This window comes from Massilia sp. CFBP9026 (assembly GCF_034045165.1).
In the GTDB taxonomy this organism is placed as follows: Bacteria; Pseudomonadota; Gammaproteobacteria; order Burkholderiales; family Burkholderiaceae_D; genus Telluria; species Telluria arenae.
In genome coordinates this window covers 571,233-587,917 of the sequence record NZ_JAXCWH010000001.1, presented here as the reverse complement: position 1 = coordinate 587,917, position 16,685 = coordinate 571,233, and the positions used below count along the sequence as shown (strand labels likewise).

The 16,685-nt window shown below is 65.3% G+C and carries 17 protein-coding genes; 5 read left to right on the top strand and 12 right to left on the bottom strand.

Annotated elements, in window-relative coordinates; translation table 11 throughout:
* The first annotated feature begins 26 nt into the window (after positions 1-26).
* Both SOM28_RS02495 and SOM28_RS02490 read left to right on the top strand, forming a co-directional pair.
* The gene (locus tag SOM28_RS02495; RefSeq protein WP_320467074.1) at positions 27-773 is read left to right on the top strand and encodes a pseudouridine synthase; all 747 of its coding nucleotides are present in this window, start codon (positions 27-29) and stop codon (positions 771-773) included.
* A 262-nt stretch (positions 774-1,035) separates the two neighbouring features.
* Entirely contained in the window at positions 1,036-1,860 is an 825-nt protein-coding gene (locus tag SOM28_RS02490) for a PEP-CTERM sorting domain-containing protein (protein ID WP_320467073.1), read from the top strand.
* Between the two features lie 114 nt (positions 1,861-1,974).
* On the opposite strand, the gene SOM28_RS02485 is transcribed toward SOM28_RS02490, so the two are convergent.
* The 9 genes from SOM28_RS02485 to SOM28_RS02445 form a co-directional block, all read right to left on the bottom strand.
* Entirely contained in the window at positions 1,975-2,976 is a 1,002-nt protein-coding gene (locus tag SOM28_RS02485; protein WP_320467072.1) for an aldo/keto reductase, read from the bottom strand.
* Positions 2,977-3,070: 94 nt separating this feature from the next.
* Positions 3,071-4,723: a hybrid sensor histidine kinase/response regulator gene (locus SOM28_RS02480; RefSeq protein WP_320467071.1), complete on the bottom strand. Its 1,653-nt coding sequence runs from the start codon at positions 4,721-4,723 to the stop codon at positions 3,071-3,073.
* A 136-nt stretch (positions 4,724-4,859) separates the two neighbouring features.
* Positions 4,860-5,159 (bottom strand): hypothetical protein, encoded by a 300-nt coding sequence (locus SOM28_RS02475; protein ID WP_320467070.1) that lies wholly within the window; start codon positions 5,157-5,159, stop codon positions 4,860-4,862.
* Positions 5,160-5,173: 14 nt separating this feature from the next.
* Positions 5,174-5,710 (bottom strand): hypothetical protein, encoded by a 537-nt coding sequence (locus tag SOM28_RS02470; protein ID WP_123071758.1) that lies wholly within the window; start codon positions 5,708-5,710, stop codon positions 5,174-5,176.
* A 115-nt stretch (positions 5,711-5,825) separates the two neighbouring features.
* Positions 5,826-6,242, bottom strand: coding sequence for a secondary thiamine-phosphate synthase enzyme YjbQ (locus SOM28_RS02465; protein WP_123071759.1), 417 nt, complete (start codon positions 6,240-6,242; stop codon positions 5,826-5,828).
* 46 nt (positions 6,243-6,288) lie between these two features.
* Complete coding sequence (locus SOM28_RS02460) at positions 6,289-7,017, bottom strand: amino acid ABC transporter ATP-binding protein (protein ID WP_320467069.1); 729 nt, start codon at positions 7,015-7,017, stop codon at positions 6,289-6,291.
* A 13-nt stretch (positions 7,018-7,030) separates the two neighbouring features.
* On the bottom strand, positions 7,031-7,723 hold the full coding sequence (locus SOM28_RS02455) for an amino acid ABC transporter permease (RefSeq protein ID WP_123070940.1): 693 nt from the start codon (positions 7,721-7,723) through the stop codon (positions 7,031-7,033).
* Between the two features lie 10 nt (positions 7,724-7,733).
* Positions 7,734-8,426 carry an amino acid ABC transporter permease gene (locus SOM28_RS02450; RefSeq protein WP_320467068.1) on the bottom strand — a complete coding sequence of 231 codons (693 nt, stop codon included), beginning with the start codon at positions 8,424-8,426 and terminating at the stop codon, positions 7,734-7,736.
* Between the two features lie 8 nt (positions 8,427-8,434).
* Positions 8,435-9,265 (bottom strand): ABC transporter substrate-binding protein, encoded by an 831-nt coding sequence (locus tag SOM28_RS02445; RefSeq protein WP_320467067.1) that lies wholly within the window; start codon positions 9,263-9,265, stop codon positions 8,435-8,437.
* Between the two features lie 191 nt (positions 9,266-9,456).
* Here SOM28_RS02445 and xth point away from each other — a divergent pair, with 191 nt between their 5' ends.
* From xth to SOM28_RS02430, 3 genes are all read left to right on the top strand, one after another.
* Complete coding sequence (gene xth, locus SOM28_RS02440) at positions 9,457-10,242, top strand: exodeoxyribonuclease III (protein ID WP_123070942.1); 786 nt, start codon at positions 9,457-9,459, stop codon at positions 10,240-10,242.
* A gap of 77 nt (positions 10,243-10,319) precedes the next feature.
* Complete coding sequence (locus SOM28_RS02435) at positions 10,320-10,895, top strand: MliC family protein (protein ID WP_320467066.1); 576 nt, start codon at positions 10,320-10,322, stop codon at positions 10,893-10,895.
* Positions 10,896-10,978: 83 nt separating this feature from the next.
* Positions 10,979-11,605: a LysE family translocator gene (locus SOM28_RS02430; protein ID WP_320467065.1), complete on the top strand. Its 627-nt coding sequence runs from the start codon at positions 10,979-10,981 to the stop codon at positions 11,603-11,605.
* Position 11,606: 1 nt separating this feature from the next.
* Here SOM28_RS02430 and SOM28_RS02425 read toward each other — a convergent pair whose 3' ends face one another.
* From SOM28_RS02425 to SOM28_RS02415, 3 genes are all read right to left on the bottom strand, one after another.
* Positions 11,607-12,680 carry a catalase family protein gene (locus SOM28_RS02425; RefSeq protein WP_123070945.1) on the bottom strand — a complete coding sequence of 358 codons (1,074 nt, stop codon included), beginning with the start codon at positions 12,678-12,680 and terminating at the stop codon, positions 11,607-11,609.
* A 77-nt stretch (positions 12,681-12,757) separates the two neighbouring features.
* Positions 12,758-15,169, bottom strand: coding sequence for a glycoside hydrolase family 31 protein (locus SOM28_RS02420; protein ID WP_320467064.1), 2,412 nt, complete (start codon positions 15,167-15,169; stop codon positions 12,758-12,760).
* A gap of 144 nt (positions 15,170-15,313) precedes the next feature.
* Positions 15,314-16,549: a WD40/YVTN/BNR-like repeat-containing protein gene (locus SOM28_RS02415; protein WP_320467063.1), complete on the bottom strand. Its 1,236-nt coding sequence runs from the start codon at positions 16,547-16,549 to the stop codon at positions 15,314-15,316.
* Positions 16,550-16,685: the final 136 nt, after the last annotated feature.

Genomic DNA, 16,685 nt, shown 5'->3' with positions numbered 1-16,685 from the left:
CCTCCTTTTACAGTAAAGTTTTACCGATGACCGAACCGCTCCGCCTCTCCAAACGTATGTCCGAACTCGGCCTGTGCTCGCGCCGCGAAGCCGATGAATGGATCGCCCGCGGCTGGGTGCGGGTGGACGGCAAGGTCGTCTCGGAACTGGGCAGCAAAGTGCTGCCGACCCAGCGCATCACGGTCGAGCGCCAGGCCGCGGCCGAACAGTCGAAACGCGTGACCATCCTGATCAACAAGCCGGTCGGCTACGTCAGCGGTCAGGCCGAGGATGGCTACACGCCGGCGATCGCCCTGATCAAGCCCGAGAACCGCTGGGCGGACGATCCGGCGCCGGAACAGTTCCACCCTACCCAGTTGCGCAGCCTGGTGCCGTGCGGACGCCTGGACATCGATTCGGTGGGCCTGCTGGTGCTGTCGCAGGACGGCCGCATCGCCAAGCACCTGATCGGCGAGACCACCTCGGTCGACAAGGAATACCTGGTGCGGGTGCAGTACACCAAGCCGGGCAAGCTGCCCGAGAGCGACCTGAAAAAACTCAACCACGGCCTGTGGATGGACGGCAAACCGCTGTTGCCGGCGAAGGTGCGCTGGCAGAACGACGACCAGTTGAGCTTTACCCTGCGCGAAGGCAAGAAGCGCCAGATCCGGCGCATGTGCGATATGGTCGGGCTGAAGGTCGTGGGCCTCAAGCGCGTGCGCATCGGCAAGGTCAAGCTGGGCAACCTGCCCGAGGGACAATGGCGCTACCTGGGCGCCGACGAAGTGTTCTGACGGCGCAGTTGCAGGTCGCCTTTAAGCGAAGTCTAGCAGCGCCACTGCTCTTCAGTACTGTCGAACACAGTGCTGTCACACTCAGGTCGAATGCAAGACAATGCATTCGACTTCGACCATTCCCAACCTCACCTCCTCACCGAGTGTCGTCAATTATTAGGAATTAATTTCCACAACGGAATTCTCTATGTGCTGAGAAACGTCAAGCGACATCGACATCTCTCCATTAAATTGGAAGTGCGTTCCCTATCTGGAGAAACCGATGAAATCAGTCCGAAAGGTTGCGAAAAATTTCCAATTGATCATCTTGGCGATGCTGTTTTACTCCACAAGTGCATCGGCTAGTTATATCACTGCCAAATTGATCAACCCGCCGAACAGTTCGGGGTTCAGTCGCGCCAACCCTGCTATTCATGTAAAGCAAAGACTGCCGGTGGGCGATACGATGACAGCGACCATGACCTCGAATGGCGTAGTTATCACAAATAACGACGGAACTGTACCAACATATCAAGAAACAGTTACTGACGTTCATGATGGCGTCCAATTCGTCATGCCTGGCATAGTCAATAACAAAATTGTAACGGATATCTTCCAAACCCATTCCAATCCAACCGTTGGCAACGGGATCTTGCAGGCTGCTGCCTTCAACAATGAAGGCGAGCTGACTCCGAGCCTGGTCGAGTTCGAGGGACTGGGTGGTTGGCTTGCCGAAAACGGATACGTTAGCAGCAATCCGCTAGCTGTTCCTGATTTTATTATTTGCGGAGATATTTTCTACGGCGTGGACCTATCTATCTGGGCGGCGGCTGGCTTTTCGGATATGGAGTCCCGTCTGGGACAAACGTTTGCCATTACAAATGGTCGATCCGATGCCCTGCCGGGATTTTTGTTCGGCACAAGCGCCATGTTTTTTAATGGCGACGGATGGGAAACCGCTTCCCTGTTTACCGGTACGGTGACACTTGACTCATACCACGAATTCGATGTGCCGGAGCCAGGCAGCATGGCTCTGTTCGGCATTGCTGCCATTGGCTTCATTGCTCGACGAAAAACTTCCAGGGGAAATATGTCTTCTGAGAATTAAGGTATGAGACTTTATTGAAAGGACGGTAGCACCGTTCTGTCCAGGACAGACCGCAACTCGAAAGAGTTGCGGTTCAACGAGTATGCACGGCACGGCGCGGCCGGCAGTTGCCGCCTACAATGCCGGTTTGCCTTGCGGTAGCGGCGCGGCACCGGCGAGCAGGCCCTCGGCCTGGAGTTCTTGCCAGAACGCCGGCGGGATGACGATGTCCATCAATGCTGCATTGCGCTGCAGGTGGGCCACGCTGCTGGCGCCGGGGATGGTGGCCGCCACCACCGGATGCGCGAGGCCGAACTGCAGCGCCGCCGCCGGCAGGTCGACGCCGTGGCCCGCCGCCACCTGGCGCAGGCGCTCGCGCTGCGCGATTTTGTCTTCATCGGCCGGGCCATAGTCGTAGTTCGGGCCGCCCGCCAGGAAGCCGGAGTTGAACGGCCCGCCCAGCACCACCTTCGCGCCGCGCTCTTCGCACAGTGGGAACAGTTCGTCCAATGGCGTGGTTTCCATCAGCGTGTAACGGCCGGCCAGCAGGAAGATGTCGGGATCCGAATCGCGCAGCGCGCGCAGGCACGGGTCGACCGTGTTCACGCCCAGTCCCCAACCCTTGATCACGCCCTCCTCGCGCAGCTGCACCAGTCCCTCGAAGGCGCCGCCGCGCCCGGCCGCGATGGCGTAGTAGTGCTCGTACTCGGCCTGGCTGAAACGGTCCGGCGACAGGTCGTGCACGTAGACGATGTCGATGTGCGACAGCGCCATGCGCTGCAGGCTGTCCTCGATCGAGCGGCGCGCGCCGTCGGCCGTGTAGTCGGTGATGCGCCGGAACGGCAGGCCACCCACGAAGGGGGCGGCAATCTCGGGTGTCGCGCTCGGCGCCAGGATACGGCCGGCCTTGGACGACAGCGTGTACTCATCGCGCGGACGGCGCCGCAGCGCCTGGCCGAAACGGTGCTCGGACAGGCCGGCGCCGTAGTGCGGCGCGGTGTCGAAATAGCGGATGCCGGCGTCCCAGGCGGCATCGACGGTGGCTTGCGCCGCCTCTTCGCTCGTGTGGTGGTACATATCGCCCAGGCCGGTGCCGCCCAGGCCGAGACGTGTGAGGGGTTGATAGCGCTGCGTCATTATTCCGTCCTTTCTCGACTGCTCATGATGGGACAGATTCTGCCTGCCGGACCACGACGTCGGCGCACGCCAGCGCCGCGGCGCAACCTCGCCTTCAGGCCGCGCGCCGGCTTTCGATCTGCACCAGTGCGGCGCCCAGCACGTCGAGGTCGACCGGCTTGGCGAACAGGTCGTGGAAGCCCGCCGCCAGCGCCAGCGCCCGGTCCTTCTCCTGCGCATAACCCGTCACCGCGATCAGGATCGCCCCCGACGCCCCGGGCTTCTTGCGCAGCGCGGCGGCCAGCTCGTAGCCGTTCATCTCGGGCAGGCCGATGTCGAGCAGGCAGACGTCCGGCCCGAAGGCCGGCAGCGCGCTCAAGGCCTCGCGCGCGGAATGGGCCACCAGCACCGTATGACCCAGGGTTTCGAGCAGCAGCGACAAGGTGACCGCCGCGTCCTCGTTGTCGTCGACCACGCCGATGCGCAGCGCCGGCAGCTTGCCCTGCGGCGCGTTGCGGTCACGCGCGCGCCGCTCGATCTGCGCGCGCGTCGACAACGGCAGGCTGACATGGAAGGTGCTGCCCTGTCCGGGGCCATCGCTGCTGGCGCTGACCGCGCCGCCGTGCAGCTTGAGCAGGCTGCGCACCAGCGCCAGCCCGATGCCGAGACCACCCTGGCTGCGGTCCAGGCCGCGCGCGCCTTGCGCGAACAGGTCAAAGGCGCTGGCGATCAGCTCGGGCGACATCCCGATGCCGTCGTCGCGGATCTCGAGGCCGAGCGCAGCGCCATCGGTGGTCAGGCGCACCGCGATGCGTCCGCCTTCGAGGGTATATTTGGCGGCGTTGCTGAGCAGGTTGGTCATGACCTGCACCAAGCGCTTGCGGTCGCCGACGACGACGGCGCGCGCCGGCGGCAAGTCCAGTGTCAGGCGGTGCCGGTGCTTCTCGATCAGCGGCCGCACCTGCTCGATGGCGTCGGCGATGACGTCCTTGAAGTCAAGTTCGCGCAGCTCGAGTTCCACCTTGCCGCGGGTGACGCGCGAGACGTCCAGCAGGTCGTCGATCAACGACGTCATGTGGCCGGCCTGGCGCGCCACGATCTCGCTGGCGCGCTGCACCATGGCGGGATCGAGGTTGAAGTTGGACAGCATGGTGGCGGCCGAGACGATCGGCGCCAGTGGATTGCGCAGCTCGTGGGCGAGCATGGCGAGGAATTCGTCCTTGCGCTGGTCGGCCTCGCGCAACGCGGCGATCAGGGCGTCCTGCTCGGCCATCGCCTTGCGCAGCTCGATCTGGCTCATGATCTGGTGCGCCAGGGTGGCCAGCACGAACTGTTCCTGCTCGCTCAAGCCCTGCGGCCGCGGCTTGTCGTCCAGCACGCACAAGGTGCCGAGCGGCACGCCGTCGCGCGTCTTGAGCAGGGCTCCGGCATAGAAGCGCAAGCCGGAATCCTTCGTCACCAGCGGATTGCACCTGAAACGCGGATCCTCGCGCGTATCGGGCACGATCAACTGCTGCTCCTCGAGCAGCGCGAAGCGGCAGATCGAGTCGTCCAGCGGCATCTCGCGCGTGCCCAGGCCGATCTCGGACTTGAACCACTGGCGCCCGCGCGCGATCAGGTTGACCGCGGCGATCGGCGCCGACAGCAGCTGGCTGACCAGGCGCACGACGTCGTCGAACGAGCGCTCGGGCGGCGTGTCGAGGATGCCGTAGGAATCGAGGACGGCGAGGCGCGCTTCTTCGTCGAGGGTGGCGGTGCTGGACGTCATGGGTGGTCGGAGGTGGCGTAATCTGGCCGACAACACGCCGGCTGGCAGCCAATTATAGAAACAAAGCGGCGCACCCGGCCACACGGAACGTCCTGGAAAGTTTGCCCTGGGTCTTGCAATCGCGCCTGGACGGTGGTCAGGCGCCGAAGCGCCTGGCCCCAGCCGCGATCCAGACCACCACGCCCAGCACCGACAACGGCGTCAGGAAGATCATCGGCACCATCAGGCCCGGACGCCCGGCCACGACCCAGGCGCAGCCGAGGTTGACGAGGGCCGGCAGCATTACGCGCAGCGCTGCGTAGCGGTTCAGGCGCGCAACCTGGTCCCGCGCCGCCGGGTAGTGCACGAAATTGAGAAGCTTACGCCCCGGCGCGGCATACAGCACGATGGAGAGGATCAGGAAGATCGCGGCGAACAGCAGGAAGGGATGGCCCATGACAGGCGGACCTTTCAGGCCAGACCGGGACGCAGCCTGCGCCACAGCGCGCGCGCCGCCGTATGCACCAGCCAGGAAAGCAGCGCGATGACCGCCCCGAACATGGCCGGCAGAATTGGGCCGGCCACCAAGCTCATGGCCAGCACGAAACCCAGCAGATACTCGGCATGCCACAGGCGCACCACGAGGGCCAGCGCCAGCAGGCCAAAGAAAATGTAATCGACCAGCGGGCTGCCGGCCGCGAACAGCGCCGCCAGCGTGGCGCCATAGGCCAGCGCGCACAGGAAAGCGATGATGGGCGCCGGCTTGAGCGAGGACCCGCCGCTGGCGGCAAGTCGCGCGCGACGATCGATCCTGCCGACGGTCCACCAGGTCAGCAGCGGCACCAGCAGCAGGCCCCACCAGTTGGAGACTGCCGGAAGGTCGGGATTGGCCAGCAGGTGATGCGCCACCACGCCGCCATGCAGATGCTCGCGCGCGAGCAGGACCAGTTCGGCGCACAGCGCCAGGAGAGTCAGGAGGGTGCGGCGACGGCTGGAGGCGGCGTGCATGTGGGATTCCCGGGCTGGAGGTGGAAGAGCTCTAGCGCCTCACACTACCAGAAGTCGCAGCCCCGATCTACGCCGGGAGCGGATTCCATGCACCCATCATGATGTGCATACGCCTTCAGCCGCCCAGCACCGTGACGACCACCCGCCGCCGGTGCGGCGCGGTGCGGTGTTCCCACAGGTAGATGCCCTGCCAGGTACCCAGCAGCATGCGCCCTGCCCCGACCGGAATCGTCAGCGCGGTGTCGGTCAGCATGGTGCGGCCATGGGCCGACATATCGTCCGGTCCTTCGGCGTCGTGGCGGTAGGCCGGGTCGCCGTCCGGCGCCAGGCGAGAGATAATGGTTTCCAGGTCGCGCCGGACGTCGCTGTCGGCATTCTCGGTGAGCAGCAGCGAGCAGCTGGTGTGCTGGACGAAGACGTGGACCAGGCCACATTGCAGCGTCGACGCCGCGACCACCGCGGCGACGTCGCGCGTGATGTCGCGGGTGCCGCGCCCGCTGGTCGAAAATTCGAGGATGGTCTGGTGCGCCATGCTGCCGTCCTAGGATGATAGCCGAGGCCTTCATCATAAGCGACAGCTAGTCGCGGCGGCGGTCGGCCAGGAACTGCTGTGCGCGCGGATGCTGCGGATGGGCGAAGAACTCCTGCGGCGTGGCCTTCTCCAGGATCTTCCCCTCGGCCATGAACCAGATCCGGTCGGCGACGTCGCGCGCGAATCCCATCTCGTGGGTCACGCAGACCATGGTCATGCCCTCGCCCGCCAGCGAGCGCATCACCTGCAGCACCTCGCCCACCATTTCGGGGTCGAGCGCGCTGGTCGGCTCGTCGAAGAGCATGATCGGCGGCCGCATGGCCAGCGCCCGCGCGATCGCCACCCGCTGCTGCTGGCCGCCCGACAGCGCGTTCGGATAGGCGTCGGCCTTGTGCGCCAGGCCGACCCGCTCGAGCAGCTGCATGGCGTAGTCGCGCGCCTCGGCCTTCGTCGCGCGTTTCAACTTCACCGGCGCCAGCATGCAGTTCTCCAGCACCGTCAGGTGCGGGAACAGGTTGAAACTCTGGAACACGAAACCGATGCCGGCGCGCAGCGCGTTGACATCGAAGCCTTTGGCGTGAATGTCGCGGCCGTCGATCTCGATGCGGCCGGCGTCGATTTCCTCGAGCCGGTTGAGGGTGCGGATCAGGGTCGACTTGCCGGAACCGGAAGGCCCGCACACCACCAGCACCTCGTTGTTGTCGACGCGCTCGGTGATGTCCACCAGCGCGTGGTAGTCGCCATAGTATTTATTGACTTTATCGAGAACGATCATCGTTGATGCACTTTCATGACGCTTGCACAGCGCGCCGTTGCAGGCGCCGCTCGAGCAGGAAGGCCAGGCGGGACAGGCCGAAACACAGGATGAAATAGGTCAGCGCCAGGATCAGGTAGACCTCGACCGCCCGGGTGAACACCAGGGTATTGATCTGGGTGGCGATGAACGAAACTTCGGACAGGCCGATGATGTAGCCTAGCGAGGTCGCCTTGATGGTCGAGACCAGCTGGTTGACGATCGACGGCAGGCCATGGCGCAGGGTCTGCGGCAGCACCACGTGGCGCAGCGCGGCCCCGTAGCCGAGCCCCAGCGAACGGGCGCTTTCCAGCTGCCCCTTGGGCAGCGCGCGCATGCCGGCGGCCACGATCTCGGCCAGGTAGACGCTGTCGAACACCACCAGCACCATCAGCATCGTGGTCGCCTGCGAAGTCTTGACGCCGGTGACGGCGGGCAGGAAGAAGTACACCCAGAACAGCACCAGCAGCAGCGGCACGGCGCGCACCACCTGCACCAGGCCGGCCACCGGCAGGCTGATGGCGCGATACGGGCTGACGCGGGCGATGCCGAGCAGCAGGCCGAGCGGCATCGCCAGCACCAGCGCCGCGCCGGACAGCAGGATGGTCAGCACCAGGCCGCCCAGCGGCCCTTCGGGATATTGGCCGACCAGGAAGTACAGCCAGTAGGTATCGATCAGTTCGAGCATGCGTCGCCTCTCAGGTCGTCCGTACCGGATAACGGCGCTGGAACAGGTGCGCCAGCAGCGAGATCACGAGCGAGACCGTCAGGTAGGCCAGCGTGGCGAAGGTGAACGCCTCCAGGCTGCGAAAGCTGGCCGTTTCCACGCGCGCGGCCTGGTACATCAGTTCGGCGGCGCCGATGACGGTGGCCACGCTGGTGTCCTTCCACAGGTTGACGGTCTGCGACAGCAGCGGCGGCACCGAGGCGCGCAGCGCCTGCGGCAGCAGCACCAGGCGCACTGCGGCCACCCGGCCCAGGCCCAGCGAGCGCGCGGCCTCGAGCTGGGTCGCCGGGATGGCGCGGATGCCGCTGCGGATGTCCTCGGCCATGTGCACGCCGGCGTACAGAGAGAGGGCGATGACGGCGCAGATCACTTCGGGGTTGTTCGCGTACAGGACTTCGCGCGCGCCTTCCGGCAGCAGCTCGGGAAAGGCGAAGTACCAGAACAGCAGGTGCGCCAGCAGCGGCACGTTGCGGATCGCCTCGACGACGGTCGCGCCCAGTGCGCGCAGCGGCGCGAAGGTCGAGGTGCGCATCACCGCCACCAGCGCGCCGAAGGGCAGCGCGAAGGCGAAGCTGATGACGGTCAGCTGGATCGACAGGAAGAAGCCCTGCACCAGCCAGTCGTGGTACTCGCCGGACTGCAGGATGGTCGGATCGAAGAACAAGACCAGACTCAGATCTGATCGGTGTGGATCTTGAAGCTGCGCTTGGCCAGGTTGGTGCGGGTGCCGGGGCCATACCATTTATTGAACAGCTGCTCGGCGGCGCCGCTGCTTTCCAGCTCGCGCAGGGTCTGGTCGATCACGGCCTTCAGGCCCTTCTCGCCCTTGCGCAGGCCGAGCGCGAGCGGTTCGTTGCCGATCGACGGCGCCAGGATGGTGAAGCCCTTGGCGGCCTGGCCCAGCTTGCCGTAGTCGGACAGCAGCGAGGATTCGTCGTTGACGTAGGCGACGCCCTTCCCCTGGCGCAGCGCCTGGAAGGCTTGCTGGGTATTTTCGAAGGTCACCACCTCGACGTTCGGCACCGCCTTGCGGATATTCGTTTCCTGGGTGCCGCCGCGCACGGTCAGCACCTTCTTGCCGGCCAGCTGGGGCAAGCCGGTGATGCCGCTGGCCGCGCGCACCATGACCTTGGAACCGGTCACGAAGTGGGTCAGCGCGAAGTCCACCTGCGATTCGCGCTCCTTGTTGTGGGTGAGCGAAGCGGCCAGGATGTCGACGTGGCCCTGCTGCAGCTCGGGAATGCGGGCGGCCACCGAAATCTGCTTGAACACCGGCTTGACGCCCAGCTTCCTGGCCACCGCATTGGCGATGTCGATCTCGTAGCCCACCAGCTGGCGCGATTTCGGGTCGATGAAGCTGTTCGGTTCATCGGTGCCGAGCACGCCGAACACGATCTGGCCCTTTTGCTTGATGTCGGCCAGCTGGTCGGCTTGCGCGAGGCCGGCGGACAAGGAGGCGCCCAGGGCGAAGGTGCTCAGGATGAGGTGACGGCGAGTGATCATTGATGCTCCGGCTACGATAACGGTGACGATTGCGATTCCTTCGACTATAGAACAAACGCTTATATCGAAAAACGACTAATTTGCCATAAGAAAATGTCGAAAAACTCATATAGCGGCGCAACAAGGGGGCGACCCGTGCGCCTCGCGCCGCAAATTGTTGTCATAATTACCTCAACCCGATCGGAGAAGCCATGCTCGTCGTAACCTACAATGTCAACAGCATCAACAGCCGGCTGGACGCCCTCGTCCAGTACCTCGGCGAGCGAGCGCCCGACGTCGTCTGCCTGCAGGAGCTCAAGGCCCCGCAAGACAAATTCCCGCTGCAGGCGATCCAGGACGCCGGCTACCACGCGCTGTGGCACGGCCAGAAAAGCTGGAACGGCGTGGCGATCCTCACGCGCGAGCCGGCGCAAGAGGTCCAGCGCGGCCTGCCGGGCGACGAGACCGACGAACAAAGCCGCTACATCGAGGCCGTCTACAAAGGCATCCTGATCGCCGGGCTGTACCTGCCGAACGGGAATCCGGCCCCCGGCCCCAAGTTCGACTACAAGCTGGCCTGGATGGAGCGCCTGCGCCTGCGCGGCCAGGAGTTGCTGGCGCAGGGCATCCCCGCGGTGCTGGCGGGGGACTTCAACGTCATCCCCACCGAGCGCGACGTCTACAAGCCGGAGCGCTGGGTCGACGACGCCCTGTTCCGTCCCGAGACCCGCGCCGCCTTCGAACGCCTGATCGAACAGGGCTGGCTCGATTCGCTGCGCGCCATCCACCCGGACGAGACCATCTACACCTTCTGGGATTACTTCCGCAACGCCTTCGGGCGCGACGCCGGCATCCGCATCGACCACCTGCTGCTCAGCCCCAGGCTACAGCCGGCGCTGAAGGACGCCGGGGTCGACAAGTTCGTGCGCGGCCGCGAAAAGCCGAGCGACCATGCGCCGACATGGATCGAGCTGGACCTGGCGAAGATCACACCATAAAAATTTGAATCTATAAACCGGCGCTTGCGCATGACGCCGCATCGCCACCACCACCATTGCATAACAAGGAGCACACCATGAAACGACTACTCATCGCCGCCGCCGTCCTGGCCCTGCCGCTGGGCGCCCAGGCAGTCTCGATGCCGGGCTTTTGCGCACGCGGCATCGGCAGCGCCGAAGCCAAGGTCTGCCAGCATCCCGGCTCGGCAGAATCCGAAGGCCTGGTCTTTGCGCTGTACCGCGCCGCACTCGAAAAACTCGACGCGGGCCCCAGCAAGGAACTGCAGGAACAGCACACCAAGTGGTGGGACAGCGTCAAGGCGTGTGCCGAGTCCAAGGATATGAACGGCTGTATCAACAACGCCTACGGCACCCGCATGCTGCAGCTGCAGTCGAGCTACAAGCTGGTCAAGACCACCGGCCCGGTCGCCTTCACCTGCAGCGACGGCAGCAAGATCAGCGCCACCTTCTTCGATACCACGCCGGCCTCGATGGTCGCGGCGCGCAACAAGGAAAACGTGCTGCTGCGCGGCGAACGAACCGCCAGCGGCATCGCCTATGGCAACCGCAGCGAGGAATTCAAGGAACACCAGGGCAAGGTCACCATCAAGTGGGGCGCCAAGGCCAAGGAACTGAGCTGCAAGAAGTCGTAAGGCTCTGAGGCCGGCTCTGCCGAGCTGACATCTGCGGGCGAACATGCGTTAAGCTGTTCGTCCGTTTTCTTTTCCACGTCCCCATGCTCTCGCCCGAACAACTCTTCGGCTTTCTCGCCGCCGCCATCCTGGTCACCCTCTCCCCCGGACCCGACAACCTGATGGTGCTCAGCACCGGCATCGCCAAGGGCCGCGTGCGCGGCATCGCCTTCGGGCTCGGCTGCGCTTTCGGCTGCATCAGCCATACCGTGCTGGCGGTGATCGGCGTCAGCGCGCTGATCGCGGCCTCGCCGGCGGCCTTCACCGCGCTCAAGGTGGTGGGCGGCCTGTACCTGATCTGGATGGGATGGGGCGCGATCAGGAGCCGCGGCGGCGCGCGCGTGGCGACGGCCGGCGCATCCGACGAACCCGCCGGACGGCTGTTCGTGAAAGGACTGGTGGCCGCGGCCATCAATCCAAAGGTGGTGCTGTTCTTCCTGTCTTTCCTGCCGCAGTTCGTGGTGGCCGCGCGCGGCGACGCCAACCTCCAGATCGGCCTGCTGGGCATCGTGTTCACCCTGCAGGCGGCCGTCATCTTCGGCGCGCTCGGCTATTTTTCGGGCACGATCGGCCAGTGGCTCAACCGCACGCCCACGGCCGGCATGTGGCTGGACCGGATCGCGGGCGCGGTGTTCATCGGACTGGGGCTGCGCCTGATCGTGGCGCGCTGATTCAGGCCGCCGGTTCGTGGATCGGACAGCGATTGAACTCCGAACGGAAGTCGCGCGACACGGCCATCACCTGGCGCCGCGCGCGATTGACGGCGCCGAGGGGACGGTGAGCGGCCAGGCAGTTCCACTGGTCGAAGGCGGTTTCGTCTTCCAGGCGCTGCGAGCCGGCGTCCCAGCTGGTTTGCGGTGCGAGCGTCACGCGCGCCACCGCCACATAGGGGCTCAGGTCCTGCGGCCAGGCGACCGAGGCATCCTCGATCGGCATCTTGTCGGTATCGACGTTCAGCTGGACCCGCAGTTCCCACTCCCCGCCCCCGGCCGCGAAGTGCGCACGGATCGCTTCGCGCTGGGCGTCGTCCCCGCCCTCGATCGCTGAACCATCCAGCGCCTGCAGGGCCGGCGCCACCGGCGCCAGCGAGAACTTGGCCATGTGCTGGCCGTACAGGTAAGGTGTCTGGCTGAAATAGGTCTCGCCCAGCGGATGGTGCTGCGGCTCGCCGCCCATGGCCTTGAGCGACCCGCTCTCGCCCCCCACCGCCTCCAGCGCCGCCTCGGCGCCGCGCAGCACGGCCGAGATGACCTTCTTGCCGGTCTCGGTGCGGTTGGTGGTGGCGGCCAGCAGCTTGACGTTCTTGAGGAAGGCTTGCGGATCGGGCGCGTTGAAGGCCGGACCGTTCACCATCAGGAAGTCCTGCGAGTTGCCCTGCTTTGCGGCATCCAGGCGTTCACCCGGCACGTCCAATACCTTCATGGCGACCGCGCGCGGGGTCGAGACACCGTCCGGGAGCTGCTCGGCCGGCGGCGACGACCAGCGCAGCAGCACGTCATGGGTGCCGGCCTGGGCGAACAGCCCTTGCGCCAGCTGCGGCGGCAGGCCGTCGAGGATGGTCAACTTGCCGCGCACCAGGGCGTGGCCCTTGGCGTGCACGGCGCGATGGGCGTGGCCCTCGGCGTCGGCCACCTTCTTCGCCATGTTCGCGAACACGACCTGCAGGGCGTGGATGGTTTCTTCCTCGTCGGGCGCGGCGTGCTCGAGGTCGGGACGGTAGGGAATCGGATTGCTGGGGAAAGTCATTGGATGCTCCTTGGAGTGGAGCATCCAATGTAGCGGGGTTCATGGCAATGCGATGTTCGCCATTGCACCCCTGCGGCTTACAGCGAGATCGCCACCTGCGCCGCCTGGCCCTTGCGCGCCGGGACCTGCACTTCGAGCAGGTGCTGCTGGGCGTTGAAGATGAAGCTGGCCTTGCGTCCGTCGACCGTCACGCCGCGCGGCTTCGCCTGCACATTGTGGACCTTGAGCGAGAACGCCCGTTCCTTCGCCTGCATCGCCTTGCCGGTCTCGGTCGAAAAGCCGATCTCGAGACGCTTGTCGGCAAACTTGCTGTCGAAGCGCACGATCTCGTACTTGCCCTGCTCAAAGGCGCCCGCGGTCTCGCCGTCGTCGTCATACAGCTTGCCGTTCGAGTTGGCGACCGAGGCGTCGTGGTAATAGTGCAGGTCGATCTCGCGGCCGGTATAGTCGCGCGTGGTCTGCACCACCTTCGCCATCGGCACGAAGGCGCCGGCGCGCACATAGACCGGGATATTGGCCTCGACCGGCTTCACGGTCTCGAGGATGCCGCCCTTGTGCGCCTGGCCGGTATGGAAGTCGAACCACACGCTGCCGCTGTTCGGGAAATAGACCTCGGCGCGGGTGGCGCCCGGATGCACGATCGGCGTGACCAGGAAGTCCGGGCCCCACAGATAGGTGGTCGAACGCTCGGCCGGCTGGGCCGCGTCTAGCTCGACGAACATCAGGGGACGCATCAGCGGCATGCCGGTCTGCTCGTTGTCGAAGGCGATCGTGTAGTTATACGGCAGCATCGCGTAGCGCAGCCATACCGCTTCGCGCGCCAGCACCTTGGTCCGTTCGGAGCGGAACACCGGCTCGGACGCCACCGCCTCTTGCGCATGCGGACGGAAGATCGGCTGGAACACGCCATATTGCAGCCAGCGCACGTACAGCTCGTCGTCCAGCACCGCGCCGGCGAAACCGCCCAGGTCGGAATGCATATAGGCCAGGCCCTGCATGCCCATCTGCAGCGAGATCTCCATCTGCGACTGCAGGCCGCCCCAGCTGCGGGAGACATCGCCCGACCACGGGATCATGCCGAAGCGCTGCGAACCCGAGTAGCCGGCGCGCATCAGGATGAACGGACGCTCGGCCGGGAACTCCTGCTTGTAGCCTTCTGCAATCAGGCGCGCCCAGTCGTGGCCATACACATTGTGCACCTGGTCGGCCGGGCCGGTGGCGTGCTGCAGGTCGGATGGATGGACCTCGGGCTCGCCCAGGTCGCCCCACCAGCCGGTGACGCCGCCCTTCTTGAGGTCGCGGTAGATGCTCCACCACCAGTCGCGGCCTTCCTTCTTGTAAAGGTCGATCAGGCCGGTGTTCCCGAAATAGAAATCGTAGGTATAGGGCTTGCCCGCCTTGTCGGTGGCCAGCACCTTCTTGTCCACCGCTTCATTCCAGCGGTTCGACGTGGTCAGCACGAACGGCTCGGTGACCACCACCGTCTTGACGCCCTTCTCCTTGAAGTCGGCCATCATTTTCTCGGCGTTGGGGAAGGTGTCGCGGTCCCAGGCCAGGTTGCCCATCGTGCCCTGCACGGTCTTGCCGAACCAGTAGAGGTCGAGGATCACGGCGTCGAGCGGGATCTTCTCTTGCGCGAACCGGTCGACCACGGCGCGCGTCTCGGCCTCGGTCTTGTAGCCGAAGCGGCTGGCGAAGTTGCCGAAGGCCCAGCGCGGCGGCAGCGGCTGGCGGCCGGTCAGGCCGGTGTAGCCCGCCATCAGCTGGTCCCAGCTGTCGCCGGCCACGACCTGGTAGGTCTTGCGCCCGCCGATCACCTCGTAGCGCAGGGTGCCGTCCTTGCGGCTGTCGAAATCGAGCCAGCCGATCTGCGGGTTGTCGAAGTGGATCGCGTACTTCTTGGACGACAGCGCGACCGGAATCGTGTAGTTGAGCAGCTCGGAGCGCTCGGCATAGCCGTAATGGGCCTTGTTGTAGAGCTGGAAGCGGTGGCCGCGGCGGTTCATGCCCACCGCGCGCGCGCCGGCGCCGTACAGGGCCTCGCCGTCTTCCAGCGCGAATTCGATCGTGTCATGGCCGTCGGCGCGCCCGAAGCCGCGCTTCTCGGCCACCAGCGGCTTGCCTTTATACGCATAGCTGATGCGGAACGGCTGCTTATCAACCGTCACGCTGATGCCGCCATCGACGGCATAGGTGATGCGGCCGCCTTCGTCCTTGAGCGTGGCCTGCACCTGCACCGGCGCCAGGATCACCGCATGCGAGGCCGGATCGAAGCGCTCGCCCTTGGGGATGAAGGTGGTTTCGACGATCGTGCTCGAAAAAGGCTTGATCAGGTAGCGGCCGTCGTTGGTCGCGATCTCGAGGGTGTTCTGGTTGCGCGTCACGCCGGCCAGCTGGCGCTCGGCGTTCTGGGCGTAGGCGAGCGGGCTGGCGGCGAGCGGGATGGCGGCAAGGCTGAGCGCCAGGCGGGCAATCGGGGCTTTGGTCATGTCTTCATTATCGTTGTGGTGAGGTGCAGGCGAGAGCATGACAGAATTCGGCCCGCACAGACAGTCTTGACGCAAACGAAACGCCCCACGCTGCGCTGGGCAGGCGTGGGGCGCTGAAGACAATCTGAAGCTTGTCTCTGAGTGTTACTTTGTACCCAGCGTCAGCTGCATCAGGCGGCCCTGGCCGTCGGCGCGCTCGTTGGTCACCACGATGATGCGGCCGTCCGGATCCTGCATGAGCGCCGAGACCGAGGGCGTGCTGTACTCGTCGTCGGTCTTGCGTTCGTAGCCCGGCACCAAGGTCGAGATGTCGGTCCAGGTAGTGCCGCCGTCCTTCGACCAGGCCAGGTAGGGACGGCCGTGCATCTTGTCGAAGCCGCCGACGACCAGGGTATCCGGCTTGCCCTTGAGCGGCAGGAAGGCGCCGATGTAGGGATAGCCCTTGCCGTCCGAGAGCGGCTCGTGGATCACGAACTTGAAGCTGTTGCCGTTATCGACGCTGCGCAGCAGGCCGCCCTCGACGCCGACGAACACCGTTTGCGTATCCGGCACCGATTCGATGAACTGGACGTTGCGGTTTTCCATCTCGGGCAGGGTGACCGGCAGCTTGTCCTCGCTGGCCAGCGCGCCGCCGTCGCCCGTCAGGCGATAGGCCTCGACGAAGGCGAAGTCGAGCGGGCATTCGCCGCCCACCAGCACCCGGTCGCCCAGCACGTGGAACTTGGACGGATAGCACATCTGCGAATCCTTCGAGCCACGGATCACCTGCCAGGTATTGCCCTTGTCCTTCGAGGTCAGCAGGTTGTTGCCCGCGCCGGCATTGCTGTACAGGCGGTCGCCCGCCTGCTTGAGGTCCTGCATCGACAGGGTCTCGCAGAAGTAGGGATTGCAGGCGCGCAGGTCGCCGTCGCGCGGCACGAAGCTGGCCGTGTTGGCCACCAGGGTGCAGGTCGAATGGCCGTTGCTGGCTTCAGGGGTGTCGGCCCACGGCTGCATCAGCCACATGTCGCCGCCCACCATCTTGAGCTTCGGCGAGCGCATGATGAAGTCGCCGACCGGGCCCATGGCGCAGGCGCCCAGGCCCACCGGGCTCCAGGTGGAACCGGCCGTCAGCGGCAGCTTCGCGCTCAGCACCGCCGAGCCCTCGGTCGCGCTATTGGCCAGCGACAGGTAGGCGCTGCCGCCGTAGAAGGCCACGCTGTCCATCGCGCGCGTGGTGCTCGACAGCGCCTCGAGTTTGGTGGTCACCGGTGCCGGCTCCACCGCCACGGGTGGCGGTGGTGGTGGCGGCGCCTGGTGGTCGTTGCTCGAGCCGCCGCAGGCGGCCAGCATCAGCGCGCAGGCCGCGCCGATGGCGGCGAGTGAAGTGTGTCGTTGCATCCGGATCCCCAAATCTGTCATGACGACGGGGGCCGGCATGGCTCCCGCCCGAATGGGAGAATTCTAGGCAAGGCACCTGCCCGGTTTGGGGGATTATTGTCGACAGAATGTCGTGAATGTGTAAGCGTACTGCATC

What these genes read in the sequence shown, in the direction of transcription:
- SOM28_RS02480 (WP_320467071.1), bottom strand. Translation starts at nt 4,723, where the DNA reads ATGACGTCCAGCACCGCCACCCTCGACGAAGAAGCGCGCCTCGCCGTC.
- SOM28_RS02420 (WP_320467064.1), bottom strand. Translation starts at nt 15,169, where the DNA reads ATGACCAAAGCCCCGATTGCCCGCCTGGCGCTCAGCCTTGCCGCCATC.
- SOM28_RS02465 (WP_123071759.1), bottom strand. Translation starts at nt 6,242, where the DNA reads ATGGCGCACCAGACCATCCTCGAATTTTCGACCAGCGGGCGCGGCACC.
- SOM28_RS02460 (WP_320467069.1), bottom strand. Translation starts at nt 7,017, where the DNA reads ATGATCGTTCTCGATAAAGTCAATAAATACTATGGCGACTACCACGCG.
- SOM28_RS02490 (WP_320467073.1), top strand. Translation starts at nt 1,036, where the DNA reads ATGAAATCAGTCCGAAAGGTTGCGAAAAATTTCCAATTGATCATCTTG.
- SOM28_RS02430 (WP_320467065.1), top strand. Translation starts at nt 10,979, where the DNA reads ATGCTCTCGCCCGAACAACTCTTCGGCTTTCTCGCCGCCGCCATCCTG.
- SOM28_RS02445 (WP_320467067.1), bottom strand. Translation starts at nt 9,265, where the DNA reads ATGATCACTCGCCGTCACCTCATCCTGAGCACCTTCGCCCTGGGCGCC.
- SOM28_RS02455 (WP_123070940.1), bottom strand. Translation starts at nt 7,723, where the DNA reads ATGCTCGAACTGATCGATACCTACTGGCTGTACTTCCTGGTCGGCCAA.
- xth (WP_123070942.1), top strand. Translation starts at nt 9,457, where the DNA reads ATGCTCGTCGTAACCTACAATGTCAACAGCATCAACAGCCGGCTGGAC.
- SOM28_RS02415 (WP_320467063.1), bottom strand. Translation starts at nt 16,549, where the DNA reads ATGCAACGACACACTTCACTCGCCGCCATCGGCGCGGCCTGCGCGCTG.
- SOM28_RS02475 (WP_320467070.1), bottom strand. Translation starts at nt 5,159, where the DNA reads ATGGGCCATCCCTTCCTGCTGTTCGCCGCGATCTTCCTGATCCTCTCC.
- SOM28_RS02470 (WP_123071758.1), bottom strand. Translation starts at nt 5,710, where the DNA reads ATGCACGCCGCCTCCAGCCGTCGCCGCACCCTCCTGACTCTCCTGGCG.
- SOM28_RS02485 (WP_320467072.1), bottom strand. Translation starts at nt 2,976, where the DNA reads ATGACGCAGCGCTATCAACCCCTCACACGTCTCGGCCTGGGCGGCACC.
- SOM28_RS02495 (WP_320467074.1), top strand. Translation starts at nt 27, where the DNA reads ATGACCGAACCGCTCCGCCTCTCCAAACGTATGTCCGAACTCGGCCTG.
- SOM28_RS02435 (WP_320467066.1), top strand. Translation starts at nt 10,320, where the DNA reads ATGAAACGACTACTCATCGCCGCCGCCGTCCTGGCCCTGCCGCTGGGC.
- SOM28_RS02425 (WP_123070945.1), bottom strand. Translation starts at nt 12,680, where the DNA reads ATGACTTTCCCCAGCAATCCGATTCCCTACCGTCCCGACCTCGAGCAC.